The organism is Halomonas sp. KM072 (assembly GCF_050710315.1).
Lineage (GTDB): Bacteria > Pseudomonadota > Gammaproteobacteria > Pseudomonadales > Halomonadaceae > Vreelandella > Vreelandella hamiltonii.
Window position 1 is genome coordinate 2,259,689 of sequence record NZ_CP136132.1, and the last position, 25,803, is coordinate 2,285,491.

At 60.2% G+C, this 25,803-nt stretch carries 25 protein-coding genes; 9 read left to right on the forward strand and 16 right to left on the reverse strand.

Annotation, left to right across the window (positions count from 1 at the left end):
* Window positions 1-68: 68 nt before the first annotated feature.
* The 3 genes from RVM26_RS10800 to RVM26_RS10810 form a co-directional block, all read right to left on the reverse strand.
* Window positions 69-437 carry a phospholipase D-like domain-containing protein gene (locus RVM26_RS10800; protein WP_287808633.1) on the reverse strand — a complete coding sequence of 123 codons (369 nt, stop codon included), beginning with the start codon at window positions 435-437 and terminating at the stop codon, window positions 69-71.
* 212 nt (window positions 438-649) lie between these two features.
* Window positions 650-1,534, reverse strand: coding sequence for a uroporphyrinogen-III C-methyltransferase (gene cobA, locus RVM26_RS10805; protein WP_193460846.1), 885 nt, complete (start codon window positions 1,532-1,534; stop codon window positions 650-652).
* The gene (locus RVM26_RS10810) at window positions 1,494-4,208 is read right to left on the reverse strand and encodes a nitrate reductase (RefSeq protein ID WP_498938582.1); all 2,715 of its coding nucleotides are present in this window, start codon (window positions 4,206-4,208) and stop codon (window positions 1,494-1,496) included. Before RVM26_RS10810 ends, cobA begins: the two co-directional genes overlap by 41 nt.
* Here RVM26_RS10810 and RVM26_RS10815 point away from each other — a divergent pair.
* From RVM26_RS10815 to nirD, 4 genes are all read left to right on the forward strand, one after another.
* Window positions 4,207-4,677: a hypothetical protein gene (locus RVM26_RS10815; protein ID WP_498938583.1), complete on the forward strand. Its 471-nt coding sequence runs from the start codon at window positions 4,207-4,209 to the stop codon at window positions 4,675-4,677. The genes RVM26_RS10810 and RVM26_RS10815 overlap by 2 nt on opposite strands.
* 133 nt (window positions 4,678-4,810) lie before the next feature.
* The gene (locus RVM26_RS10820; RefSeq protein WP_498938585.1) at window positions 4,811-6,106 is read left to right on the forward strand and encodes an NAD(P)/FAD-dependent oxidoreductase; all 1,296 of its coding nucleotides are present in this window, start codon (window positions 4,811-4,813) and stop codon (window positions 6,104-6,106) included.
* Window positions 6,107-6,108: 2 nt separating this feature from the next.
* On the forward strand, window positions 6,109-8,625 hold the full coding sequence (nirB, locus tag RVM26_RS10825; RefSeq protein ID WP_498938587.1) for a nitrite reductase large subunit NirB family protein: 2,517 nt from the start codon (window positions 6,109-6,111) through the stop codon (window positions 8,623-8,625).
* 87 nt (window positions 8,626-8,712) lie between these two features.
* Window positions 8,713-9,099, forward strand: coding sequence for a nitrite reductase small subunit NirD (gene nirD, locus RVM26_RS10830; protein ID WP_287808639.1), 387 nt, complete (start codon window positions 8,713-8,715; stop codon window positions 9,097-9,099).
* Window positions 9,100-9,114: 15 nt separating this feature from the next.
* On the opposite strand, the gene RVM26_RS10835 is transcribed toward nirD, so the two are convergent.
* On the reverse strand, window positions 9,115-9,630 hold the full coding sequence (locus RVM26_RS10835; RefSeq protein ID WP_498938589.1) for a GNAT family N-acetyltransferase: 516 nt from the start codon (window positions 9,628-9,630) through the stop codon (window positions 9,115-9,117).
* Window positions 9,631-9,749: 119 nt separating this feature from the next.
* Between RVM26_RS10835 and RVM26_RS10840 the strand changes: the two genes are divergently transcribed.
* Window positions 9,750-10,688: a cation diffusion facilitator family transporter gene (locus RVM26_RS10840; protein WP_193460850.1), complete on the forward strand. Its 939-nt coding sequence runs from the start codon at window positions 9,750-9,752 to the stop codon at window positions 10,686-10,688.
* A gap of 99 nt (window positions 10,689-10,787) precedes the next feature.
* Here RVM26_RS10840 and RVM26_RS10845 read toward each other — a convergent pair whose 3' ends face one another.
* The 4 genes from RVM26_RS10845 to RVM26_RS10860 form a co-directional block, all read right to left on the reverse strand.
* Window positions 10,788-11,555, reverse strand: a complete 768-nt coding sequence (locus RVM26_RS10845; RefSeq protein ID WP_498938591.1) for a metallophosphoesterase family protein — start codon at window positions 11,553-11,555, stop codon at window positions 10,788-10,790.
* 43 nt (window positions 11,556-11,598) lie between these two features.
* Window positions 11,599-12,402 (reverse strand): alpha/beta fold hydrolase, encoded by an 804-nt coding sequence (locus RVM26_RS10850; RefSeq protein ID WP_139525221.1) that lies wholly within the window; start codon window positions 12,400-12,402, stop codon window positions 11,599-11,601.
* 63 nt (window positions 12,403-12,465) lie between these two features.
* Window positions 12,466-13,806 carry a thiamine pyrophosphate-dependent enzyme gene (locus tag RVM26_RS10855; RefSeq protein ID WP_323133918.1) on the reverse strand — a complete coding sequence of 447 codons (1,341 nt, stop codon included), beginning with the start codon at window positions 13,804-13,806 and terminating at the stop codon, window positions 12,466-12,468.
* Window positions 13,807-13,881: 75 nt separating this feature from the next.
* Window positions 13,882-14,178, reverse strand: coding sequence for a thiamine pyrophosphate-binding protein (locus RVM26_RS10860; protein ID WP_288101585.1), 297 nt, complete (start codon window positions 14,176-14,178; stop codon window positions 13,882-13,884).
* A 574-nt stretch (window positions 14,179-14,752) separates the two neighbouring features.
* On the opposite strand from RVM26_RS10860, the gene RVM26_RS10865 reads away from it, so the two are divergent.
* Window positions 14,753-14,875, forward strand: a complete 123-nt coding sequence (locus tag RVM26_RS10865) for a hypothetical protein (protein WP_255303821.1) — start codon at window positions 14,753-14,755, stop codon at window positions 14,873-14,875.
* 54 nt (window positions 14,876-14,929) lie between these two features.
* Here RVM26_RS10865 and speG read toward each other — a convergent pair whose 3' ends face one another.
* The gene (gene speG / locus RVM26_RS10870) at window positions 14,930-15,484 is read right to left on the reverse strand and encodes a spermidine N1-acetyltransferase (RefSeq protein ID WP_228169051.1); all 555 of its coding nucleotides are present in this window, start codon (window positions 15,482-15,484) and stop codon (window positions 14,930-14,932) included.
* A gap of 124 nt (window positions 15,485-15,608) precedes the next feature.
* Window positions 15,609-16,841, reverse strand: a complete 1,233-nt coding sequence (locus RVM26_RS10875) for an NAD(P)/FAD-dependent oxidoreductase (protein ID WP_498938595.1) — start codon at window positions 16,839-16,841, stop codon at window positions 15,609-15,611.
* Window positions 16,842-16,965: 124 nt separating this feature from the next.
* On the opposite strand from RVM26_RS10875, the gene ltaE reads away from it, so the two are divergent.
* The gene (ltaE, locus tag RVM26_RS10880) at window positions 16,966-17,976 is read left to right on the forward strand and encodes a low-specificity L-threonine aldolase (protein ID WP_054641357.1); all 1,011 of its coding nucleotides are present in this window, start codon (window positions 16,966-16,968) and stop codon (window positions 17,974-17,976) included.
* A gap of 40 nt (window positions 17,977-18,016) precedes the next feature.
* Here the strand turns inward: ltaE and RVM26_RS10885 are convergent, their stop codons facing one another.
* The 3 genes from RVM26_RS10885 to fhuB all read right to left on the reverse strand — a co-directional run bounded on the left by RVM26_RS10885 (window position 18,017) and on the right by fhuB (window position 21,559).
* Window positions 18,017-18,628, reverse strand: coding sequence for a LysE/ArgO family amino acid transporter (locus RVM26_RS10885; RefSeq protein WP_054645171.1), 612 nt, complete (start codon window positions 18,626-18,628; stop codon window positions 18,017-18,019).
* A 154-nt stretch (window positions 18,629-18,782) separates the two neighbouring features.
* The gene (gene fhuF, locus RVM26_RS10890) at window positions 18,783-19,571 is read right to left on the reverse strand and encodes a siderophore-iron reductase FhuF (RefSeq protein WP_058578658.1); all 789 of its coding nucleotides are present in this window, start codon (window positions 19,569-19,571) and stop codon (window positions 18,783-18,785) included.
* Window positions 19,568-21,559: a Fe(3+)-hydroxamate ABC transporter permease FhuB gene (fhuB, locus tag RVM26_RS10895; RefSeq protein WP_058578659.1), complete on the reverse strand. Its 1,992-nt coding sequence runs from the start codon at window positions 21,557-21,559 to the stop codon at window positions 19,568-19,570. The genes fhuF and fhuB overlap by 4 nt, the downstream gene beginning before the upstream one ends.
* A 198-nt stretch (window positions 21,560-21,757) precedes the next feature.
* Between fhuB and RVM26_RS10900 the strand changes: the two genes are divergently transcribed.
* Together RVM26_RS10900 and RVM26_RS10905 are read left to right on the forward strand one after the other, a co-directional pair.
* Window positions 21,758-22,702 carry a siderophore-interacting protein gene (locus RVM26_RS10900; RefSeq protein WP_058578660.1) on the forward strand — a complete coding sequence of 315 codons (945 nt, stop codon included), beginning with the start codon at window positions 21,758-21,760 and terminating at the stop codon, window positions 22,700-22,702.
* Entirely contained in the window at window positions 22,695-23,318 is a 624-nt protein-coding gene (locus RVM26_RS10905) for a cytochrome b (RefSeq protein WP_054641356.1), read from the forward strand. The genes RVM26_RS10900 and RVM26_RS10905 overlap by 8 nt, the downstream gene beginning before the upstream one ends.
* A gap of 241 nt (window positions 23,319-23,559) precedes the next feature.
* Here the strand turns inward: RVM26_RS10905 and RVM26_RS10910 are convergent, their stop codons facing one another.
* Genes RVM26_RS10910 through RVM26_RS10920 form a run of 3 tightly spaced genes read right to left on the reverse strand, consistent with a single transcriptional unit; the run spans window position 23,560 to window position 25,747 of the window.
* A complete protein-coding gene (locus RVM26_RS10910; protein ID WP_054641355.1) occupies window positions 23,560-23,835 on the reverse strand; it encodes a type II toxin-antitoxin system RelE/ParE family toxin in 276 nt (91 codons plus the stop codon).
* Window positions 23,832-24,029 (reverse strand): type II toxin-antitoxin system RelB family antitoxin, encoded by a 198-nt coding sequence (gene relB, locus RVM26_RS10915; protein WP_054641354.1) that lies wholly within the window; start codon window positions 24,027-24,029, stop codon window positions 23,832-23,834. The genes RVM26_RS10910 and relB overlap by 4 nt, the downstream gene beginning before the upstream one ends.
* 29 nt (window positions 24,030-24,058) lie before the next feature.
* On the reverse strand, window positions 24,059-25,747 hold the full coding sequence (locus tag RVM26_RS10920; RefSeq protein WP_063744345.1) for a cyclic peptide export ABC transporter: 1,689 nt from the start codon (window positions 25,745-25,747) through the stop codon (window positions 24,059-24,061).
* Between the last annotated feature and the right edge of the window lie 56 nt (window positions 25,748-25,803).

Genomic DNA, 25,803 nt, shown 5'->3' on the forward strand with positions numbered 1-25,803 from the left:
ACAGACAAGCGGCAGGTTGGTTCCCTGGAGCGGCAATCGCTACTGGAAATGTCTGCTGGAAATGGCTGCTAAAGATGCGCCCCCACCAACATGCTGAGCCACCCGGCCACCCGTTTACGCCAGGGGCGATTCTCCCAGCGCTCGAGGTCGTAGCGCTCCGCCTGCTGCAGATCCTCTTCCACCAACAGGCGCACATACCGGGCAAATTCCTCATCGTAGACGTTGAGATTGCCTTCCTGGTTGATCCTGAACAAGCGATTGTCGAGGTTGGTCGACCCGATGCTGGCAAAGCGATCGTCGACACTGATCAGCTTGGCGTGATACATGGCTGGCTGGTACTCGTAGAACGCCACGCCTGCTTCCAACATGGGCCGCCAGCGATTCACCGAGGCGTGGCGCATGAACGCCTCGTCCTGCGTGCCCATGTCTACCGACACGGGCTCCAGCAACCGCTTGGGTGACGGCTGAGCATGTGATACAGCACGCTGCCCACCATGAAGAGAGCGGCTACTACGCAGCTGGTATAGAAAACGAGTCGAGTGCAGCGTTTCAAGAGTGGCTCCCTGCCTCATAAGCGTGGCTCATGATTGCAGCTCCCCCCAGTGAACGCCAGCCAAAGCGTCAACGAGAAAGCGCTGAAGAGAAAGCGTCAGCGCGCCAACGTCGCCCCCCGGGCCGCAGGGCTGTGGGCCACCATGCTGACCACGCTGCCGACCATGATCAGGCAAGGCGATGGCAGCGGCCGGTCCCTCAATTGGCCAGGCATGCTCGCCAGGGTGCCGGTCAGCGATTGCTGGTCGGGCTGGCTGGCATTGGCGACCAGCATGATGGGCCAGGTGTCTGGCAGTCCTGCCTGGCGCAAGCTGTGGCAAATGGCCTCCACCTTGGATAACCCCATATAGAACACCAGCGTTTCATCCTGTCGGGCCAGCGCTGCCCAGTCAGGGGTGCCGCCTTCTCGGCACAGCTGCGCGGTAATGAAGCGCAGTTGCTGGGCATGGCTGCGGTCGGTCAAAGGAATTCCCATTCCCGCCGCGGCCGCCGACGCGGCGGTAATACCCGGGACGATGTGTGCCGGTAACGCGGCTTGCGCCAGCGCTGCCAGCTCTTCGCCCATGCGCCCGAACACGCTCGGGTCACCGCCTTTCAGGCGCACCACCGACTTGCCCGCCTGAGCCAGTGACACCAGCAAATGGCCGATGTCGGCCTGTGGCACGCTGTGGTGACCTCGGGCTTTCCCGACGTAGTAGCGCTCGGTGCCTGGGGGAATCAGCGCCAGCACGTCATCCCCGACCAGACGATCGTAGACCACGGCATCGGCCTGCATCAATAACCGCGCCGCCTTCAGCGTCAACAGCTCGACGTCTCCGCTGCCAGCGCCCACCAGGTAAACCGTACCTGCCCGGCACTCGCCGCTGAGCGGCAAGCGAACGCTCGCTGTAGCATCATCTTGCAGCGGCGCCAGGGCCCGCAGGCCAAAACGCATGAGGGCCTCAGGCCATTTCTGGGTCAGTTGCTTGGCGAGTGTGCGCATGTGGCCGCTCCTGTTCGAGTAACGCGTTTAATTCAGGGATACAGCTCCCGCACTGGGTACCGCAGGCCAGCCGTGCGCCCAGCGCCTCGAGGCTGGTATCCCCTTGATGAATAGCCTTGACGATGCTGGCCTGCCCCACCTGATGGCAGCTGCACACCACCGGGCCAGCATCCGCTGCGCCATCGTCACAACCGGCCAGCAGGCGTCGCCGCTGAGCGTTGGAGAGCGCGGTATCGGTAAATCTTTCAGCCAACCAGGCAAGCCCTGGCAGCTCGTCAGGCGGCCCGACCATCAGCCACCAGCGCAGCTGCCCATCGATCACGCTGGCTGCTCGCAAGCGCCCGGTTGCAGCGTCTTCACACCATAGCGAGGCCGGGGTTCCACACCAGTGGGCGAGCGTGACCAGCCAATCCTCTCTCGGCTGGCAGCCCGCCAGTTGCCAGCGCGTACAGCCTGGCAAGGGAATACGCGCCCAATAATCGCTGTCGCACCACGCGGGCGACTCGTCTGCCTGGGCCACCAGCAAGGTGGCCTGCCAGGCGATGGGTAACCGACGCAGGGCCACGGCGCCCTGTTTGGATTCTGGCTGGCCCGAGACCGGGTCGGTGATGCCTTGCAGCAAGGCGCCACTGCGCCCCTGGCCCGTAAAGCAGTCGGTCCAGTGCATGGGCACGAACACTTCCCCACGGCGATGCCCGTGGGCAAGGCGCACACGCCCCCGATACTCCCCCGTGGCCGCGCTCAACTGAGCCAGCGACTGCGCTTCGAGCCCATGCTCGGCGGCGTCCTCGGGATGCAGCTCGATGAAGGGTTCGGCGCGATGGTTCATCAAGCGAGGCGCACGGGCCGTGCGGGTCATGGTGTGCCACTGGTCGCGCACGCGGCCGGTGTTGAGGCGCAGCGGGTAACGCTCGCAAAGCGCCTGCTGGGGCAAACGTGGATCGATCGGCAGCAGCCGTGCACGACCGTTGGGCGTGGCAAACTGGCCATCTACGAACAGCCGCGGCGTGCCGTGGGGCGCTTGCCGAGTGACCGGCCACTGAATGGGGGCCAGCGCATCATACGCCGCCTGGCCCAGGCCGCTCAGGCCTGAGATGTCGAACAGCCGCGCAGAGGCACCGCTATTTTCATAGCCGGAAAGCCGCGCATGCTCATCGAAGATTTCCCAGGGGTGGGCATAATCGAACGCTTCTGCGAACCCCAACCGTTTGGCCACCTCGCAGATGATCCACCAGTCGTGTTGAGCCTCGCCCGGCGGAGGCAGCATTCCCCGCTGGCGGGAAATGCGCCGCTCGGAGTTGGTGACCGTGCCATCCTTTTCCGACCAACCCGACGCGGGCAGCACGATATCGGCAAAGGGCAGCAGGTCGGTATGGGCCACACACTCCGAAACGATGACCAGCGGGCACTTGGCCAGGGCGCGACGCACCTGTTCACCGTTCGGCAGACTCACTGCCGGGTTGGTGGCCATGACCCACAGCGCCGTGACTTCGCCACGCTCGATGGCCTCGAACAGCTCCACCGCCTTGTGGCCCGGACCGTCAGGCAACGAGGCTGACAGGTGCTCCGTGGACCAGAAGCGGCTGACACGCTGGCGTGCCCCGGGCGTGTGGTAATCCATATGCGCCGCCAGCTGGTTCGCCAACCCGCCCACTTCGCGCCCGCCCATGGCATTGGGCTGGCCGGTGATCGAAAAGGGCCCGGCCCCCGGCAGGCCAATCTTGCCGCCCGCCAGGTGGCAATTGATGATCGCATTGCACTTGTCGGTACCACTGGAGGATTGATTGACGCCCTGAGAATACAGAGTGACCACATGCAGCTGGCTGGCAAACCAGTAGTAGAAGGTCTCCAGCCGCTCTTCATCGACGTCGCAGGCCTTCGCGACCGCTTGCAGGCTACCGGCGCTCTGCTGGGCAGCGGCCAGCGCCTGCTCGACACCTTCGGTGTGCCGCTGCAAATAGACGTCGTCCAGCTTCTGCTGGGCCGCCATCCAGGCCAGCAGCCCGTTGAACAGAAAGGCGTCGCTGCCTGGCGCGATGCCCAGATACAGATCGGCGATATCACAGGTGTCCGTGACTCGCGGGTCCACCACCACCACGCGCATCAGTGGATTACGCTCCTTGGCGACTTTCAGGCGCTGATACAGCACAGGGTGATTCCAGGCCAGATTGGAGCCCACCAGCACCACCAGCTCGGCCTCTTCCAGGTCTTCATACTGGCAGGGCACGGCATCCGCCCCGAAGGCACGCTTGTAGGCCGCCACGGCCGACGCCATGCATAGCCGTGAGTTGGTATCCAGATGCGGGGTGCCGAGGAAGCCTTTGAACAGCTTGTTGGCGACATAGTAGTCTTCGGTCAGCAGCTGCCCTGACAGGTAGCCCGCCACGCAGCCATTGCCATGGGCACTGCGCTGGGCCTGCAGCCGCTCGGCCGTGGCGGTCAATGCTTGCTCCCAACTCACCTCACGGCCATCGACCCGAGGGCGCAGCAGTCGACCATGGTGGCCCAGGGTTTCATGCAGCGCCGTGCCCTTGACGCATAACCGGCCATGGTTGGCAGGATGCCCGCGATCCCCTTCTACCGCCGCAACGCAGCCGTTTTCCAGAGTAGCCGTCACTCCGCAGCCCACGCCACAGTAGGGGCAGGTGGTGTTGACCTGAGCGGTCGTTGGCATGGCATTTCCTCCCGCGCTAAAAAGCAAAAAGCGCCCAAGCCAGCCTCTCTCAAGAGGCTTGCCTGGACGCCGTTGTCACAGGGGCACGTCACGTGCCGTACTCATCAGTGGTTTGCTGCGTTTAGCGTTATTCGACGCGATTAGTCATTGTGCTGATTATGGGCAAATATGCTGCAATGAGCCGTTGTTGGTTGTTACCTGGGGTACTGCAAGTATTGGCCCTATATTCCAAAAAACTCATAAATATCAGCAAAAACATAAACCTAAAGAAACCGCCTCTCACATACTGCACCTCCACAACACGCCAGCGAGCCTTTCGCTGGTGCAGGATCACCCCAAGAGGCACCAAACCAGTGCAGGCATGGCCCGCTCCACGGCTACTGCTGTCTCTTTTGATGCCCTCAAACAGTTGATTTTAAAAAACTATACTTCTCCAGCCATCGGCTGGCCGATTTTTTGCTGCTGCTAGTCATACGAGTTTACATCGCGCAGCCAATGGCGGTTGCGGCATGTTACTGAATCTGCCCATGGGCAACGACGCCCCTGACACCCTTCCTCGTGAAGGTCGTGTCAGGGGCGTTTTTTTATTCACAGGAGCCACCATGGAAACGGTCTCTCGATGCACACCCAACGCGCATCTGGTGGTCATTGGCAACGGCATGGCCAGCCATCGACTGGTCGAAACGCTGCTGCGTCACCCGTCGCGCCCGGCACGCATCACCGTGATCGGCGAGGAGCCGGTGCCTGCCTACAACCGCATTCTGCTGTCACCTCGGTTAGCCGGTGAACTGGAGCAGCAGGCCCTGACCCTGCAAGACCCAGAGGCCCTTGCCCGGCAAGGCGTTAGCCTGCGCCTTGGCCAGCGCGTTGCGCAGATCGACCGTCAACGTCAGCGGGTCATCACTCACTCGGGCGATGCACTCTCCTATGACCGACTGGTGATAGCCACCGGCTCCCGCTCGGCCATGCCCGACCTGCCGGGGGTCACCCTGCGCGGCGTGCACGGTTTTCGCACCCTCGAGGACGTGGCCACCCTGGAAGCCATTGCCCAGCGCGGTGGCCACGTGGTGGTGGTGGGCGGCGGCCTGCTGGGCCTGGAAGCCGCCGACGGCCTGCGCAAGCGCGGCGGCCCGGCACTGCGTGTCAGCCTGTTGCAGCGCAGTGAGCGGCTGATGAACCGCCAACTGGATACCACCGCCGCCAAATTGCTGGAAGCCACCCTGCAGGAACGAGACATGACCTTTCATACCGGCGTGACGCTGACCGGCCTGCAAGATGACGGCCAGGGCCAGGTCTGTGCCGTGACGCTGGCCGACGGACGCCAGTTGCCCGCCGATCACGTCATCATGGCAGCGGGGGTTTGCCCCAACAGCGCCCTCGGCCAGCAGGCGGGGCTCGCCTGCGAGCGGGCCATCCTCGTCGATGGCCATTTGACCACTTCCGACCCGCACATCTTTGCGCTGGGCGAGTGCTGCCAGTTCGAACAGCACACGTACGGCCTGGTAGAACCGATCTGGCGGCAGGTCGAGGTTTTGGCCGCCGTACTGTGCGGCGAAACGCCAGCCCATTATGCAGAAGCCCCCACGGCCACCAAGCTGAAGGTCAGCGGCGTGCAGCTCTACGCGTTCGGGCCCACCGAGGCGGAACCGCACCACGACACGCTGCACTACCTGGACCCTGAAAACGGCGACTACTGCCGCCTGCTGATGCATCAGGGACGCCTGGAGGGTGCCATTCTATACGGTGATACCCGGCACGGGCCCTGGTACTTCGAACAGGCGCTGGCCGCCACCGACCTCACTGCATGCCGCCATCTGCTGCTGTTTGGCGCAGCCGATGCCCAGGCCGTGCTGGCATCCCACGCATCTTCCCCATTCTCACACCGCGAGGCGGCTTAGCCATGTCTACTCAACATCCCCAACAGAAACTGATCATCGTCGGTAATGGCATGGTCGGTCACCATGTCGTCGAGCAGCTCGTCGACAGCGGTGCGCTGGCCACTTTCGAGGTGACGATCTTTGGCGAAGAGCGCCACCGTGCCTACGACCGGGTTCACCTTTCCGAATACTTCAGCGGCCGAGATGCGCAGTCCCTCGCCCTGTGCGATGCCGATTATTACGCCACTAATGGCATTACCTTGCGCAGCGGCGAAGCCGTCACCGCCATCGACCGCGAGCAGCAAACGGTGCGCACCGCCCAGGGCGCCTACCCTTATGACCAGCTGATCCTGGCCACCGGCTCGTTTCCCTTCGTTCCCCCCATTCCCGGCAACGATCAGCCCGGCTGCCTGGTCTACCGTACCCTGGATGATCTGGACGCCATTCGCGCCGCCGCCCAGGACGCCACCAATGGCGTAGTGGTGGGCGGCGGCCTGCTGGGCCTGGAGGCCGCCAACGCACTGCGCGGCCTGAATCTGGACACCGCCGTGGTGGAGTTTGCGCCCCGCCTGATGCCCATGCAGGTCGATAGCGAAGGCGGCGAGCTGCTGCGTGAAAAAATCGAGGCACTGGGGGTTCAGGTACTCACCGAACGGGCCACGCAGCGCATCGAGCCCGGCGACACCAGCCGCCTGCGCATGGTGTTTCAGGATGACAAGGTGCTGGAAACCGACCTCATCGTCTTCTCGGCCGGTATTCGCCCCCAGGATACGCTGGCCCGTGAGTGCGGCCTGCGTATCGGGGAGCGCGGCGGCGTGGTGATCGATGACCAGTGCCGCACCAGCGATCCCAACATACTCGCCGTTGGTGAGGTGGCGCTGTGGAACCAGAGTATTTTTGGCCTCGTGGCGCCGGGCTACCAAATGGCCAAAACGGCGGTCTCGACGCTGACAGGCGGCGACGCCTGCTTTGGTGGCGCCGACATGAGCACCAAGCTCAAGCTGCTGGGTGTGGATGTCGGCTCTATCGGCGATGCCCACGGCACCCAGAACCCGGGAGCCCGCATGTTCCGCTACCTGGACCCCCTCACCCAGGTCTACCGCAAGCTGGTGGTCAGCAGCGATGGCAAGAAGCTGCTGGGGGCGATGCTGGTAGGCGATAACAGCGTGTACGACACCCTGCTGCAGTATTACGCCAACGGCATCCCGCTGCCCAAAGAGCCCGCTGCGCTGATTCTTCCTCAGCAAAGCGGCGCTGCCCCGGTACTTGGCCCGGATGCGCTGCCGGAAACGGCGATGATCTGCTCTTGCCATAACGTCACCAAAGGCCGTATTTGCAGCGCCATCGACGAGGGTTCCAGCGACCTGGCCAGCGTGAAAGGGGCCACCAAGGCCAGCACGGGCTGTGGCGGCTGCACTTCCCTGCTGAAAAGTGTCGTGGACCACGAGCTGACCGCCCGCGGTGTCGAGGTAGACACCTCGATCTGCGAACACTTCGCCCACACGCGCCAGGAGCTTTACGACCTCGTGCGCGTGGAAGGCATCAAGACGTTCAGCGAGCTGATGGCAAGGCACGGTAACGCCGATACCCACGGGTTGGGCTGCGACATATGCAAACCCGCCGTGGCGTCGATCCTCGCGTCCTGCTTCAACGAACCGATCACCGATGCCGCCCACGTGCCGCTGCAGGACACCAACGACACCTTCATGGCCAATATGCAGAAAAACGGCACCTACTCGGTGGTGCCACGCATTGCGGGCGGGGAAATCACGCCTGACAAGCTGGTGGTATTGGGTCAAGTGGCCCAGAAATATCAGCTCTACACCAAAATCACCGGCGGCCAGCGTATCGACCTGTTCGGCGCCCGCCTGGAGGACCTGCCCGCCATCTGGGGTGAACTGATCGAAGCAGGGTTCGAGACCGGCCACGCATACGGCAAATCCCTGCGCACCGTGAAGTCTTGCGTGGGCAGCACCTGGTGCCGCTACGGCGTTCAGGACAGCGTCGGCATGGCGATTCAGCTGGAGAACCGCTACAAGGGCCTGCGCGCGCCGCACAAGATCAAGTTCGGCGTCTCCGGCTGCACCCGGGAGTGTGCGGAAGCCCAAAGCAAGGACATCGGTATCATCGCCACCGAAAACGGCTGGAACCTCTACGTGTGCGGCAACGGCGGCATGCGCCCACGCCACGCGGAACTCTTCGCCACGGACCTGGATGACGAACAGCTCTACCGCACCATCGACCGCTTGCTGATGTTCTACGTCCGCACGGCCGACCGTTTGCAGCGCACTTCGGTATGGCGTGAAAACCTGGAGGGCGGGCTGGACTATCTGAAAGACGTGATTCTGGAAGACAGCCTCGGCATCGGTGCTGAGCTGGAGCGCCAGATGCAGCACGTGGTGGATAGCTACCAGTGCGAGTGGGCCAACGCCATCAGCGACCCGGAAAAGCTCAAGCGCTTCCGCAGTTTCGTCAACGACCAGCGTCCCGACCCGTCGATCATCATGACTTCCGAGCGTGGCCAGCTGCGCCCCGTATAACTTCGCCCATCCGCCACGAGAATCGCCATGACCGCGACTGCACAGCACACAATGTCGAGTCCAGACACCATGCCGAGTCCAGACACCATGCCGAGTACAGACACCAGCACTGATATAAGCACCACTGCCAGCGCGAATACCTGGCAGCCCTTGTGCACCAGGGCCGACCTGGTCGCTTTTTCAGGCGTGGCCGCCTGGCTGGACACGCCGGAAGGCCCCGCCCAGGTGGCGCTCTTCTACGTACCCGGCCACGGGCACGAACTCTATGCCCTGGACCACCGCGACCCCTTCTCAGGCGCCTATGTCATCGCCCGAGGTATCGTCGGCGACCTGCAGGGCAAGCCCGTCGTGGCCTCCCCGCTGTATAAACAGCACTTTCGCCTGGAGGATGGCCTGTGCGTGGAAGATGACACCATCAGGCTGCGTACCTGGCAGGTACGCTTCCAGGGGGAGGAGGTGTGGATAAAGGGGTAAGGTGAGACACACGCTTCACCAACGGCGGCAAAACACCTGGCAATCCCGAGGGCTGCCCAATACGGTCGAGTAAGCCGTCAAACGCTGTTCCGCACGGAAACCCGCCTTCTCCAGCACCCGCCTGGAGGCCGCGTTCTCCTCCGCCACGATGGCCTCCAGGCGGGTGATGCCATACAGGCAGCGGGCATCCTCGATCAGGCGGTGGAGCGCTTTATGGGCAAGCCCCTGACCGCAAGCCGCTTGCGCAATGCGATACCCGACGCGGGCTTGGCCGTTGTCGATATCACGCAGGTTTGCACGGCCCACGATTCTGCCGCGCCAGCGGACGATCAAGGGGCTCATCCGCCGCTGAGCATGGAGCGCCAGACACTCGACGATGTGCTGAGCCACGCCTTGCGGCGTGTAAAAGCGCTCTGGACGCGCTTCGATGTGCTGCTCGAACCAGTCGCGCTCGGCTAGCTCGAAATGCAGCAAGTCGATTGCATCTTCTGGGGTGAGCAGATCAAAGGCCACGTCATGGGCATGTTGCATGAGTATCACCTTCCTTGGGGGCGTACGGGCAATTCCGCAAGAAATCGCTGACATTGCCTGCCATCCTGTTGCTATGCTTGCCAGCCTCTTGATTAGGTAGGCATGGGAGCCATCAGTTCATGAAAACAGAAGCCTCGACCCTGGCTTTTTCCGCCTTCATGGCCCTCTTGATCGGCTGTGCGGGCATCATCGCCACGCTGGCCTCGAATTCTCAAGCCATTCTGTTGGACGGCCTGTTCAACCTTATCTACTTTAGCGTAGCGCTGGTGACCATCAAGGTCAGCAAACTCGCCAGCCGTCCGGATAGCGAGTCGTACCCGTTCGGCTACAGCTACTTCGAGTCGCTGGTTAATTTATGCAAAGGTTTGCTGATTTTGGGGGTATCGATATTCGCACTGGTGGATGCCGTGGCCGCACTGCTTACCGGTGGGCGAGAAATTTCCGCAGGGCTTGCGGTGATTTATGCGCTGTTCGCGACCGCCGCTTGCTCGCTCACTGCCTGGGTCATGCAGCGTAGTCAACGTCATGTGAATAGCCCCTTGGTGGCCGCCGACAAACTCAACTGGCTGGTCAATAGCGTGATTTCAGGGGCCGTACTGGTGGCTTTTTGCCTAGTGATGCTATTTGATCGTCTCGGCTGGCGGGCTGTTCTTCCCTACATCGATTCGGTCTTGGTCATTGCGGTCGTCGTTCTCTGCCTGGGGGTCCCCGTGCGCATGGCATCGCAAGCGCTCAGAGAGCTGCTCAACAAAACTCCGGAAGAAGCCGTCGCCGAACCGGTGCGCCAAGCCGTAGCCCGTGGCCTTGCCGATATCGACACCCTGGAGGTGCGCGTGCGTATGGTGCGCCCCGGCCGCCTGCTTTACGTCATCGTCCACGTGGTACTCCCCAAAGACCTCCCAGAGGCGACACTGGCAAACCAAGACGCGCTGCGTCAGCGCATCGATGAAGAAGTACGCCGCTACTACTCGCCAGTGGTGTGCGACGTGGTGTTCACCGCTGACAACCGCTGGGCAGCGCCCTCTTGTGGGCTGTTAGTGAAAAAGTACTCTAACTAAAAATTCCATCGCCTATCACTCCCTGTAGTTGTATGAGCAACTGTTATCGTCACAGGTAGGAGTGTAGCTAGGTTATAGAGCAGCGCGTCATTTCAGCCCTTATTCACCTACCGTGACCACCCAATCAGGTCGAAACAGCGGCGGCGAAAACTCCTCTGGATAACCGCCCGGGTTGGCGATAATGCGGGTGCCGCTGTGTCGTGTATCCACCGGTTCGTGAACGTGGCCGTGAATCCACAAGTCCATCTTGCCCATCAGTTGCGGTAGGTGGGAGGCAAAGGCGGGCGAGAGCGCGTCGCCTATATACTGTTCGGGAATGCAACCGTGCAGTGGGGCATGATGGCTCACCACGACGCGGGGGCCATCGAAAGGTTGTTGAAGCTCGCGACTCAACCACTCCAGCGCCTCACGGTGCATGTCTTGGCTGGCTTGGGGAGTGAACACTTGGCCGGGAGCCGTGGTAATGATGCGAAAATCGGGCATGTAGCGCAGTGCTTTCGCTTCGGTCTCTAATGGATTGCGGGTGGGGTCGTCGGCATAGAGCGCAAAATCTGTCCAGAGCGTCGTGCCGTAAAAGCGTACTTCGCCAATGGTCACGCTGCGATTATCTAGCAGCTCAATATCATACCGAGCAGCTTCTAGCGCTAGCTCTTGGCGCAGCAGCGGCATGCAGGTGCCGTAGAACTCATGGTTGCCCGGCACGTAGAGAATCGGCAGGTCGGGAAACTGCTGGCGTGCCCACGCCAGCCCTTCTGCTCTTCGATGAATATCCCCTGCCAGCACCACCACATCCGCGTCGGCAGGGGGCAGCTCGCGGTGACCATCAAAATGCTCTAAATGAAGATCGGATAAGACTCTTAAACGCATAGAACGTCTCACGTGGTGCCTACATGGGCTTGGTATCGGGTCGTCAATCGTCAAGGCGAAAAATAAACTGACGGATGAACTCCACCACGACGGCTTCGGCCTCCCGGTGTGGCACATGACCGATGCCGGGCAACATTTCGCAGTGGGCGGGGCCTTGGGTGTAGCGGGCAATGCGTTCAGGCTGACGGTGAGAGCCGTATTCATCCTTCTCGCCATGCAGCACGAGCGTAGGGCACCGCACACGTTCAAGCGCAGGAGTGAGGGACCACGCCGCAAATTCGGGGCTTAGCCAAGTATCCGTCCAGGCATCGAACACCCAACGGGCTTTGTTGCCGTGGTACTTGACCAGCTTAGCGAACTGTTCCGGCGTCTGAAACGTCGCTTTTGCCTCTTCGATCCCTTGTCGCGTGCGATTTTCATTGAACGCTTGGGCGGCGATAGTGACGAGCCCCTGGCACTGCGAAAAATAATATCCGGCGCAGTGCACGGCCATACAGCCACCCACGCTATGGCCTAACGCAATAAAGCGAGTCACCTGTAGCGCATGACAGATGGCCGCAAAGTTGCCCCTCGCTTCATCGTCGATAAAACTGAGCGGCAATGGTGTTGAAGATGCATCGGAGCGGCCAAAGCCGAGCCGGTCATAGGCAATGACCCGTTGCCGCGTTGCTGCGCATAATGCTTCGGGGAAGTTGCGCCACAAATCCACGCACCCGAGAGAGTCGTGAAACAGTAGGATAGGAACCTCTGATCGTATTCGATCTGGTTCCCAAGTGCGCGTAAATAAACGACCGTTGGGGGTACTCACCCAACGGTCATAGTGATGAATAGCTGGCGTTAGCGTCATAGCATTGCTCTTGATATTGTCAGTGTGTCATGCGCCACTGCCAACATAGCATGCGATAACCCACTAGCGTTTCAAGAAGTTGCTTTTGACTAAGTGAACGACCTCATCCATGCGCCCGCTCAACACGGCTTTAGCGGAGTAGAGGGCGGTCGAGGCTACCTGCCCGGCCTCGACCTTGGGGGGCATCACCAGCTCCATGGGATTCACCACCACATCCAACAAGGCAGGCCCCGGCTGGGCGAGCCACTGGCTAATCGCGACGTCCAGCTCGTCTTCTTGCTCGACTCGGCGGCCCCATAATCCCATGGCAGCGGCAACCTCGCCAAAGTTGGGGTTTTCGAGCTCGGTGTAGGCATCGAGCATTCCCTCTACTTTTTGTTCTAACTCCACAAAGCTCAAGGAACTGTTGTTATACACCACGATTTTTAGCGGAATTTGCTGCTGTACCAGGGTCAATAAATCCCCCATCAGCATGGTTAACCCGCCATCCCCGCACATGGCAATGACTTGGCGGTGGGGATGCGCGAGCTGAATACCCAATGCCTGAGGATACGCATTGGCCATGGTGCCATGCTGCAAGCTCGCGAGGGTGCGGCGCTGCTGGGAGGCGTGAATATGGCGCAGCATCCATACGTTGACACTGCCAGTGTCTGCCGTAAACAGTGCGTTCTCTGCCGCGTGACGGTCAATCGCCAACGTCAGCTCTTGTGGGTGGATCACTTGGCTATCATGACTTCCATGGGCAGACTTTTCCAACGACTTGGCGTAGCGCTTGCGGCACTTCTCTAGCCAGTGACTGCGCGTATTTTCCTTCACGACTTGAACGAGCGCCTCGCAAGTATCCCGCGTACTGCCGACGATGCCCACGTCCACCGGATAGCGCTTGCCAATTTGTGCGGGATCTCGATCTACCTGAATGATCGTAGCGCGCTCCGGATAGAACTGAGTGAACGCGAAATTACAGCCGAGTAGCAGCAGCGTGTCGCACTCGGCCACTGCATGGTAGCCGCCTTCAAGTCCATAAACGCCCGTCATTCCCACGTGATAGGGATTGTCGTGCTCCATGAAATCTTTTGCCCGGGATGTCCAGGCAATCGGTGCTTGCAGCTTTTCGGCAAGCGCGATCACCTGCTCCCGTGCATCGTCGCAGCCAGCGCCTGCAAAAATAGTGATGTTGCCGCCTTTATTGAGCTGCTCGACGGCGGGCACTAGCGTCTCTGCCGTCGGGCGTACCGAGTAGCTAAACCGGTGCGTGCGATAGCCCAGCTGATTCTCCGGGGTTTGTATCATCACATCACCTGGCACGATAAGGACCGCAACGCCACCTCTGGCAAGCGCCGCTTGGGCGGCTAACGCGGCCATGCGCCGCGCCTGCTCGGCGGAGACGACGGTTTCGCAAAACACGCTGTACTGCTTGAAAATAGCGCTTTGATCGACTTCCTGCGGGAACTGACTGCCCGTTTCGCCTAGCGCGATTTGCTAGGCGATAAGCACGACAGGTGAACCATTGCGATGCGCATCGAACAAACCGTTCACGAAGTGCAGGCTACCAGGGCCACAGGAGCCTGCGCAGAGCGCTAGCTCCTGTGTCATATAGGCTTCGCCACCGGCGGCAAAACCACCGACTTCCTCGTGGCGAACGCCCACCCACTGGATGTCACTTTGCCGTAGGGCGTCCGTAAAGTGGTTCAACGTATCGCCCACCACACCATAGCAGCGCTTGGCGCCGGCGCTTTGCAGGGTTTCGACGATGATCTCAGCAACGTTTGCGCTCATTTGCGACTCCTTTCGCGGGGGAAATGGCACGTCCACCACCAAGCCTAGACCGAGACGATGAGTTTTGCCGGGCAGTCAGAGAGTAGCACACCATGCTGCGTCGCAGCATAAATGGGTCTACACTGAAAAGGGTGCCCTATAGGAGGACCCTGCGATGACCAACTCGAGCGTCATCACACCCGTGAGCGATGAGGTGCTAGCGTTTTGGCAATGTCAGGCGTATTGGCTGCGCGCCGCCAACGATGCCATCGCCGATTTTTACGGATAGCCAGCGCTTATGCGCCTGTATTTGCCTACTTAGACGAAAAGATAACCTGCAAAGCCGACACAGCGTGTCGGCTTTTTTATATTATGAAAACCTTTTCCATTCAATGATCTAACAAGCATCTTCGTATTGACGCCCCTTTTTGTAAGCTATTTCTTACGCGACATGGCAAATCACTTACATCTTTTGGACTAGAAACGCTCTGCAAAAGCGCCTAGTATTCATATCACAGCTATCTTACTGCACTGCACAAAGCAAGCTGCGTATAACAAAAACGATTCCTCTACCTCTGCACCAGGAGTGTTCGCCATGAAGGATGCCATTACTCATAATGCGGCCATGGAAGTCGACGTCATGGAAGTCTGGGCAAAACGCGCGCAGCAGCAACGCGCCGCGTTCGACGCCCTCGCTGCCTATATGCGCCAGCAGTAAGGCACTGACTACGTCTTGGTCAGCGCCTTTGGCAAACGACCAAGACGTGGGGTGTCATGACTCCCAACCGCCCTCTTCAATGGGCTGCTGATCCAACTGCGCCAGATACGTCTCCTGCAGGATATACATACGTTTGACGTCACGGTATTGGCCGTTGATGAAGAATTCCTGTACCAAGTGGCCCTCTTCGATGAACCCGCTCTCCTCGTAGAGATGGATCGCTTTGACGTTCTGTACCGCTACGATCAAGTAGACCTTGTGCAGATTCAAAATCGTGAAGGAGTAGTGCAGCGCTTGGCGAATCAGTGAGCGTGCGAACCCTTTGCCCTGGTGCTCTGGGGTAATGATGATCTGAAACTCGGCGCTGCGGTGGATGTAGTCGATTTCGATCAGTTCCACCAAACCAATCGCGTTACCGGCGCTGTCTTCGGCTACGAAACGCCGTTCGGCGTTGTCGTGTATATGCTTGTTGTACAGCTCTTCGAGTTCATCGAAAGATTCGTAAGGCTCCTCGAACCAGTACGACATGATGCTCTGGTTGTTATTGAGTTCATGGACGAAGCGCAAATCATTGCGCTCCAGGGCACGAAGGAACAAAGCGGGACTCATGGTCGACACTCTCTTAATTCATCAAACGAGACAATGCCATCACACGGGCAATGTGGCAGGTCAGTCATTTTAACGACAGGATTGACGCAACTGGGTGTGTTAGCCCTCGTAGTGTAGCGTTTTATTAACGGCGCGTTGACGCCATCGAAGGCTCTCGCTGAAAGGAGAACAACGCCCCAAGGGGGTGCTCGCGACCTTCGATCAGTGCACGCAGCAGTTGGGCACCTATCATGCTATACGTGATGCCGTTACCGCCGTAGGCCATGGCGAAATGCACTCGAGGACCTAGCGCCTCGTGAGGCCCGAAATAGGGCAAACCGTCGTCGGTTTCCGCGAACGTGCCACCCCAGCAAAACGTCGGATTGATCTCAAGGTCAGGCCACAGTGCTTCTACCTTGGCCGCCAGCGTTCGCGCTTTTTCCATCACCCGTGCGTCCCGACGCTCGGCAATGTCTTCATCGTCATCCTCTCCGCCGATCAATAACCGCCCTTCTTGCGTGGAACGCAGGTAGAGATACGGTCGTGCGGACTCCCACACCAACGTGTGTCCCAGCTTGCCCAATACCTCGCGAGGCAAGGGGTCGGTCACAAACGCATAGCTACTACGATTGGCAGCCACTGGCGCTGGCAACCACGTTTGGCTTTCGTACCCAGAAGCGATAATGACCTGTTGGCAACGCAGCGTAGCCCCATTACGAAGCCGAACGTTGACGCCGTCGTCATCAGTTATCAGCTGCTCCACCTGGGTGCGATCGAACACTTGGCTGCCCCGACGGACGACGTTTTCCAGTAAGTGATATGCCATGCGGTATGGGTCGATACGGGCGGCCAACGAGGACAGGATCGCCCCTGGCGCTGAAAAGCCGTAGTCAGCCTCAATCGCACGCTGTTCCAGCCAAGCGACATCGAAGCCGAAGCGCTTGCGCATCGCAAGCTCAGCCTTCAACGCGTCGACATCCGCTTCTTGGTTCGCGAAGTAGAGGCTCTTCTGGCGACTGAAAGCGACATTACCCAGCTCGGCAGCCAAGCGCTCTAGCGAGACAATCGCCTCGGCGCAGCTTCGATAGGCCATCACGGCATTGGCCTCACCGTACTGCTCGGCCAAATGCACCATATGGGTGTCGATTTCATACTGCAGTAGCGCGGTACTGGCCGCAGAGCTTCCCCATCCTACATCACGCCTCTCGAGCACCACGACGCGATGGCCGTGGCGGCTTAGCTCGTCGGCGATCAAAGCACCGGTAATACCGCCGCCAATAATCACTGTTTCCGCTTGCAAATCCTGGTTAAGCTGCGGAAAAGGGGTCAATAATCCATTTTTTACCGTCCAGAACGGATAACCACTTTTAAGATCCATCTTATTGCCTATGCTGGATTGCCATACGGTCAGACCGGGCAGATAAACGTTGGGTGTCGCACCCATTAACCATAGTGGATGATTGGCAGCGTGCCCTGTCTCTGCCTCAACCAGGAGTCGTTCCATGAAGATTGATTTAAGAAGCGATACGGTGACACGCCCTACCGCCGCCATGCGAGACGCCATGATGGCGGCCCCGCTGGGCGACGACGTATGGGGCGACGACCCGACGGTGAACGCCTTTCAAGCCACGCTGGCCGAGCGTGCGGGTAAAGAAGCGGCGCTGCTGTTCCCCAGCGGCACCCAGAGCAACCTGGTGGCTTTGATGGCCCACTGCGAGCGGGGTGATGAGTACATCGTCGGCCAGAACGCCCACACCTATCGCTACGAAGGGGGCGGTGCCGCGGTATTGGGCAGCATTCAACCCCAGCCGATCGAAAACGCCCCAGACGGCAGCCTGCCCCTCGACAAAATCGCCGCCGCCGTCAAGGCCGATGACTTCCACTTTGCCCGTACTCGGCTCTTGGCGCTGGAGAACACCATAGGTGGCAAGGTACTGCCTGCCGAGTACGTGCAGCAGGCCACCGCGCTGGCCCGAGAACACGGCCTGGCTACCCACCTAGACGGTGCCCGGCTATTCAATGCCGCCGTGGCCACGGACACCTCTCTCAAACAGCTTTGTCAGCCTTTCGACAGCGTGTCGCTATGCTTCTCGAAGGGGTTAGGCACGCCCATGGGCTCGGCACTGGTGGGCTCTCAGGCATTGATCGACCGGGCTCGACGTTGGCGAAAGGTCGTGGGTGGCGGTATGCGCCAAGCAGGCCTCATCGCCGCCGCCTGCCAGCACGCCCTGGATCACCACGTGGCAGATTTGGCTCACGACCACCGTCGTGCGGCACGCTTGGCCGAAGGTTTGGCAGCCTTTTCCGCCATCGAGGTGACCTCCCAGGCCACCAATATGGTATTCGTGCGCATCGACCCAGCGCATGTCGCGCCGTTGGCTAAGTGGCTCAAGGCGAATGGCGTGCTGATAGAACTTCTTTACGCTACGCGCATGGTCGTGCATCGAGACATTAGCGACGACGATATCGAACAAGTGCTGACCATCGTCCAGCGCTACTTCGATCAGGCGTAGCCGGAGGATGCGTTTCTTGCACGTTGCTTAAACACGTTGCTTAAAACAGTACCGAGTCGAACGCAAGGTGCACTGCGATGGCCGCCATCATCAGGCCGATCAGCCCATCGATGGTGCGCCATGCGCCGGGACGGGAGAGCCATGGCGATAGCGCCGCCCCGCCCCAGGCCAACAGGCTGAACCAGAGAATCGACGCTGTCGACGCCCCCGCGACGAACACGCCAGCACTCTCCTGCTGGGCACCAATAGCGGGAATCAGCAGCAGCGTATCGAGGTAGACCTGCGGGTTGAGCACCGTCACCGCTAGTGTCGCCAGCAGCACACTGCGCAGGCTGCGGGCTTTGACGCCGTTGACTTTCAAGCCTTCACGGCCGCTGACTGCACGCCATAGCGCTTGTGCCGCCAGCCAACTCAAGAACAGCACGCCCACCCAGCGCATGGCTTCCATGGCGCTCGGCATGGTGAGCAAAAATGCGCTGGCACCAAACATGCCGGCCGTCAGTAGCACGACATCCGCACTCATGCACAGCCCCGCCGACCACCAGTGGTATTCGCGGCGAACGGCCAGCCCCAGCACGTAAGCGTTCTGCGCCCCAATCGCCATGATGATGCCGCCACACACCACTAACCCCGTTAGGTAGCTTTCCCACATTACCCCGTCCTCTTTATCAGTATCCGCGATTCACTGGCAATAAAGTAACGGAGCGTACTGATTACCAAAAATCATACTGCTAATGAGGCATTATTTTTTCTAATGAAAATCGGTCATCTTTGGCCACTACTTTCGCTCGATCGGCCATGCTCTCCTAACGGCGTTGCTTGCTCGGCTTGTTCTCAGGTTTGAGCGGGCAGCCGCCGCAAAGCGGCTCGCCGGGCAGCCGATACTTGATACAGCAGAGTCGTCTCACCCTGGACGGTGTCTCACCCCCCAGTTCCAGATAACGCACCGGCTGATAAAGAGGGTTTCGCCGCCCATCGGGAAGCGTCTTGGTATCGAGATAATCCAACAGTGGGTCACCGGCAGCCGAAAACTCCGGGTGCCGCGAGCAGGCCTTGCCCACAAATTCAACGTAGTGCCCCAGGTTGCTCCAGAACACTTTGGCAGAGAGTCCCGAGATCACCGCCAGCAGCTCGATCAGCGGCGCGCAATGGTCATCGAATAAACGACAAAATCGCGCCTGGGGTGCGCTGGACGACAATGGCACGCCCCCATGGGGCAGCCAGATACGCGCGGTCTGGCCCTGATCGCCAACCGCCAACCGCAACTCATCTCCAGCCAATGGCAACTCGTAGCCCAGTAGCAGATTGGCCACAAGCGTCGGGATCGCGACACTGCTGAAGTGAAATTTCGACCAAATCGACGCAATGGCTTTGCCGTCAGCATGGTCACCGTGGCTACGGCCATAGCGCGCCAGTTGCTCACTCAAGAAGCCTCGATCCAGCAATGCAGAGGCTGCCAGCGTCGGTTCGTCAGGCGGACCAAACGCTGGAGCTTTCAGGTTCTCCAGCGGCGGCTGGCGGTACAGCGCTATCAGCGCCTCCGCAGGGTTCGCTGTCGCCCAAAGCTCACTTGGTTTGGTCGCCACACACCTCATAGCCGCCGCAGCCCCCACATGAAATAAGCACCGCCAATCAAGGAGGCGACCAAGCCAGCCGGTATCTCATAAGGGAAAATGATCTGACGGCCGACCCAGTCCGCCAGCACCATCAGCAGCATACCGATCAACGCCGCCCCTAACAGATGCTGGCCCGCGCGCGAGAAGCCGACCAAGCGGGCCATGTGCGGTGCTAACAAACCAATAAACGATAACGGCCCCACCACCAAGGTGGCGCAAGCGGTGAGCAGTGCAACGAGCAGTAGCAGCGCTAAACGCGCGCGGTTGAGCGTGACGCCAAGCGCCTTGGCCGTCGCTGCGCCCAGTGGCAGGATATCCAGCCAGCGGGTAAAAGGCAGCGTGACGAGCGCCAGTACGGCGGCAATGCCCCCGACCACCACGGCGTTGGTGATATCCACGTAGTAGGTGGAGCCCGCCAGCCAGGCGATCACCTGCTGGCCACGCGGGTCACCGCCTGCCAGCATCACGCTGCGCACCGCATCAAACAGAGCGCTGACGGCCACCCCGGTGAGCAGCAAACGCTCGGGGAGATAGCCGCTTTTACGGTTAATCCCCACCAATACCAACAGCGTCGCAAAAGCGCCCAGGGTGCCGACCCCGATCAACGTGAAGTTGGTCGGCGCGGGCAGCAGGAAAATCCCCAGAATCAGCGCAATGGCACAACCACCGCTAATACCTAAGACTTCAGGGCTGGCCATGGGGTTGGCCGAAAGGCGCTGAAGAATCGTTCCGGCAATCGCCAGCATCAACCCGCTGGCGGCGGCCGCCATCACTCGCGGCAGGCGCCACTGCATCACGTTCCAGTTATCCGGCGACAGCCAATACCAGCCATCGACACCTTGGCCAACGAGCAGACCAAGCAGCGTGGCGCCTAGTAGCGCGAGGAGCAAACCAGCGGCCAAGCGGGAAGGCGCCGGGTGACGATGGGCGAACACTCCCGCCCCTTTTGGCGGTTGGTCGCCTTGCAATTTCAAGCGCGGAATCAGCCACATCAACAGCGGTGCCCCTAGGGCACCGGTAATCGCTCCGGTGGGAATAAAGGCTGCCACCATGCCCCCGAACTGCTGCAGCAGCAGATCCGTGGTCGCCAGCAGTACCGCCCCCAATAGCGTCGACCATATCAGCCGCGACCTCAATCGACGCGCCCCCGCCATGCGTACGATGTTGGGTGCAGCCAAGCCAATGAAGCCGATGATCCCCACCACGCTGACGATGCTGCCGGTAATGAACACCGCCAGCCCCATGCCCGCAAAGCGTAGGTAAGTCAGCGATACCCCTAGGCTCTTGGCGCTGGCATCGTCCAGTTCCAGCACCGCCAGAGGGCGCAGCAAAAACCAAGCGGCGACACAGCTAATTGCCAGCCGCGGCCAGAGAGTCGCCACGCCGTCCCAACCGTTTTGCGCCAGCGATCCCGCGCCCCAAATCAGCAGCCCGGAAAGCGCCTCGTGGTTAAACAGCAACAGCGCGGTGGAGAGTGCGCCCAGGTATAAATTAACGACCAGGCCCGCCAACACCACCACAACAGGGGCCAAACCGCGCCGCCAGGAGAGCAGGAACACCAGCCCCACCGCTAGCGCGCCACCCGACAAGGCGACCCACTCACGCCCCACCACCAGCAGCCCTGGCGCCAGCAAGGTAGCGGTCATCAGCGCCAGATTAGCGCCCGATGCCACCCCCAACGTGGTGGGTGACGCCAACGGGTTGCGCAGCACCTGCTGCATGAGCACGCCCGCCAGCCCCAAACCGCCCCCGGCCAACAGCGCGATCGAGAGGCGCGGCCACCAGGCGTAATGGAGCAGAAGCTCGTCGACATTCTCGAAAGAAGGGGCCACTAATGCCTCTAGGCCCAGCGCAAAACCGCCTTGGCTCTCTAGGCCGACCCAAAACAGCACGACCATCGGCAGGCTCAGCAACAGACAAGCTTTCGCGGGGGTCATTCCTCCCATTCGTTGAGCAGCGCCTAGCATGAGACCCCTCCGTTGGTGGTGGCGGGACGATTCACCAAAAGAGCGTGAGTAGGCGGCTGCGTCATGGGAGTGACCTTAGGATATAAGCAAACGAGTGGATGGAAATGAGCGCTTGAATGACTGTCGAAGATTCTAAATGATAATAATTAGCACTACAATTGACCCCTTGATTTATGTCTCCGCATGAGGAACCCCATCATGGCAGCCAAACCGAGCTATCGGCTTTTCGATATCACCCTAGCCAGACGCACCCAGGTCAGTGCCTCGCTCGTCAAGTTCACCTTTACGGGCCCAGACGTTGGCTACATGGCGACCTACGCGCCGGATCAACGCGTCAAACTGTTCTTTCCCAAAGACGGTGGCAGCCTCGACCCGCTGTTCGAAATCGCCAAGCTGGAAGAGCACGACTGGTACGGCGCTTATCGCGCACTGCCCGATACACAGCGCCCCGCCGCGCGCACCTACACCATCCGCGCCCTACGCCCAGAGAACGCTGAAGTCGATGTCGAATTCGTGCTCCACGGCGACAATGGCCCCGCCTCACGCTGGGCCATGCATGCCCAGCCCGGTGACCGGCTTGCCATGACGGCCCCCGACGCCACGGCAGAAGGCCCAGCGCAAGGTTACGAGTGGAAACCGCCCCAGGGTGTGCGCCGTATTCTACTCATCGCCGATGAAACCGCCCTCCCCGCTGCTGCCGGTATTCTGGAAACCCTCGATGACCTGCCGCTCAAACCCAAGGTCGAAGCGCTGCTCGAAGTGCCCCACCTCGACGACGTTCAGTCGCTCCCCCAAGCCGCTAAGCTACACTGGCTGGCCCGCGACACCGAGCCCAGTTGTCGGCACGGGGAGCTGCTGATGAGAGCGCTACGCGATATCGATTTGCATCGGGAAATTCAAGCGCTAGGTGGTGCGCCTGCCACCCCCACTACCAGCGCCACGACCCACGATGAAAGCGACGATGAGGACGGCCCCCTCTGGGAACCCGCCACTCTGGACGACAGCGCGCCCTTCTACGCCTGGATTGCCGCTGAAACCAAGGTCGCCATGAAGCTGCGCCGCTACTTGGTCAACGAGTGCGGGCTCCCCAAGCAGTACGTCACCAGCATGGGCTACTGGAGGCAGGGAAAGGCCAATGGTTAAGGAAATGGCAAACGACACGGCGTCAAACAAGGGTCTCACTAGCCAGCCAGCTCAGACGCCTATTGGCTGGCGAGACAGCCCCAACCGCTATGGACGAATCAGCCGTATACTTCACTGGCTGACCGCCGCGCTGGTCACGCTGCAATTCACCGTGTTGCTGGCTTGGCGTGGGATGGGCGAAAACGCTATCACGCTTTTCCTGGCCAGCATCGGGCCTCATGGCTCGTTAGGGTTTCTGATTCTCATCGTGACGCTGGCGCGCCTTGGCTGGGCATGGCTCAACCGCAAGCGGCGGCCTGCGCAGCCGCCTGGGTGGGGAGGTCGCATCGCGCGCCTGGTGCATATCACCTTTTACGCGCTGCTGCTGTGGCTACCCGCTTTCGCCATACTACGCCAGGTCGGCCGCGGCGGGGCGCTACGCTTTTATGGCATGGAGCTACTGCCCGAAGCAGAGCGCGAGATCCCCTGGATGATCGCCCCCGCCGATCTGCTTCACGGCCCACTCTCGTGGCTGCTATGTGGATTAATCATCGGCCATATCGCCATGGCGCTGATTCATAGGTTCTGGCTCAAGGACAAGGTACTGGCGCGTATGGTGGGGGGAAGTGGCAGGTAAGAGCTTAAGAAGTCATTAGATGAAGGCGCATACTCTGATGAGGAACTCGCTCAGCGTCATAGTGCTAAGGAGAGGTGCTCTTCGCCACTAGCCTGAATGGCATGTTTAAGCACTGACAGACATGACGCCTCCGGCAAACCCATTTATCTGACCGGCTCGAATTTTCCAGCGTCCAGCGCCAAATGGTGGCCTTTGAGGTGGAGACTCTGGGTTAGCAGTTCGTATGAGCGGCGAGTAGGCGTCAGGGATAATTTTGGCGAGAGTGAACCACTGATATGACCTCAATGCGATCCGTCACTTGGTAGACCACGATAAAGTTTGGGTGAGCAACAATTTCTCGCGTACCCGGCAAGCGGCCCACTTGGTGTAAGTAGGGGTGTTCAGCCACTGAGGAGACAGCTGCTTCAATACGAATACGCAGCCGCCGGGCGGCTTGAGGATCGCGCTCGGCGATGTATACGACAAGCTCAAACAAGTCGTTAATCGCCTCGTCATGCCAGTGGATAGGCAGGCTCACGAAACTCCGCCGCGTTGGCGTTGCTCCGCGTCGGCGATGATCGCATCAACCTTGGTCATAACTTGGTCATGAGGCATTCCTTGGCCCGGGTTGTCGATGCTGCGCTGAACTTTGGCCTTGAGCCAACGATCATAGCTATCGGCTTGTTCCTGCGTCTCGAATTCCGAAACGATAGGATCTAGCTGGGTATTCATGATCACCTCTCCTCGGTTACCTGTACAGTTTAATCGATACTCCCTATTTTGACATCTTCCTCTGAAGCTCCCACCTCCGCGCCAATCGACTGCTCGTCAGTCGTTTGCCCAGCCGCCAACAGCTTGCCACTCTCTAGCCGCACCAACCGATCCGCGAGGTGGAAATAGCGGTCATCGTGGGTGATCACCAGCACCGCTTTGCCCATGCGTTTTAGCTCGGGCAACACCTCGCAGTAAAACACCTCTTTGAATAACGGATCCTGATCCGCCGCCCACTCGTCAAACACCAAGAAGGGCCGATCCTCAAGGTAGGACACGACAAGCGCCAGACGCTTACGCTGGCCCTGGGAGAGTGCTTGGGTGGTAAACGCACCGTTTTCAACCCGCACCTTGTGCTGCAGGTGCAACTTGGCCAGCAGGCGGTTGCCTTCCTCGTCCAGGCCATCACGCGGTGCCTCTAACAGGCGCTCAAAGAGATGGAAGTCCGAGAACACCACCGAGAAGAGCTGCCGGTAGGCATCCCAGCCATCCGCTTCGACCCGCTCGCCATTGAGCAATACCTCGCCACCTTCCGGCGGGTAAAGCCCCACCACTACTTTGGCCAGCGTGGTCTTACCGCTACCGTTGCCCCCCACCAGGAACACCACTTCCCCCGGTGTGAAGTCAAGGTTGATCGGCCCCAGCTCGAAAAAGTCATCGCTCTGCTCGTGGTAGTACTGGTGGGTCACGTCACGCAACTCGAGCCGCTGAAAATCCGGCACCGGAGGTGATGTTTGCTTCTCCTGGCCTTGGGGCATCTCGCGGGTGATCTCATCGATTCGGCTAGCGGCCACCCGCGCCATGTTGATCCGCGGAATATTGATCAACAAACCTTCAAGGGGCGTCACCATGAACACGAACACCAGGGCAAAACCGGTCATGATCTGGGTTTGATTAGGCCCATCATCCGCCAATCCAAACAGCACCAGCCCGATGAAGGCGTACATCAGAAACTGCCCCCAGCTGGTCGAGATCACGAACAGCGACATGCCACGGGTACGCAATCGCCGCACGCCTTCAACCGACTCGCCGAGTACCCGATCCATGAAGACCCGGCTCTTGCGCCGGTGCAGACGCAGCTCTTTCGCACCATCGGTCAGCGCACGGAAATGTCCAAACAGGCGATCCTGCTCGGACGAGGCACTCTGGAGGTAACGAATAGCGCGTAAATGAACCAGATGGTAGCCAACAGCCCCCAGCCCAATCACGCCTAAAGCAAACAGGAACACCTGCCATGAGAGCATTGCCAGGTAGCCCAAGCACCCCACCACGATGACCGTATTGGTCAAAATCACCGGCAAGCTAACAAACAGTACCGCCACGTTGTTGCTGTGCTCGGTGAGTGCCGACTGGATCCGCGCACTGCCCACACGCTCGAACCGAGCAAAGGGGGTTTCGGCCACACACTGGGCGACAAAACTGCGCAACTCGGCCAGAGCACGCTGCCCCAATCGCTCAAACAGCGCCGTCGACACCATGCGACAGAGCATCAACGCCACGGCAATGCCCGCAAAGACCCAGGCAGGGTTGACATGAGAGTCGGCACGGCTGGCGGCATCGCCGGTCAACGCCGCATTGATTTGGGCAATCAGCAGCACGCTGAAAAGTCCCGAGAGAATACTGGCCAAGGCAGCGGCGGTCATCAGCCCGCGGGTTCGACGAAACAGATAGGAAAGCACATTCACCTCGTTGGAAAGCGATTGGAAGCCCATTGAAAACCGACAGCTACCTCTAA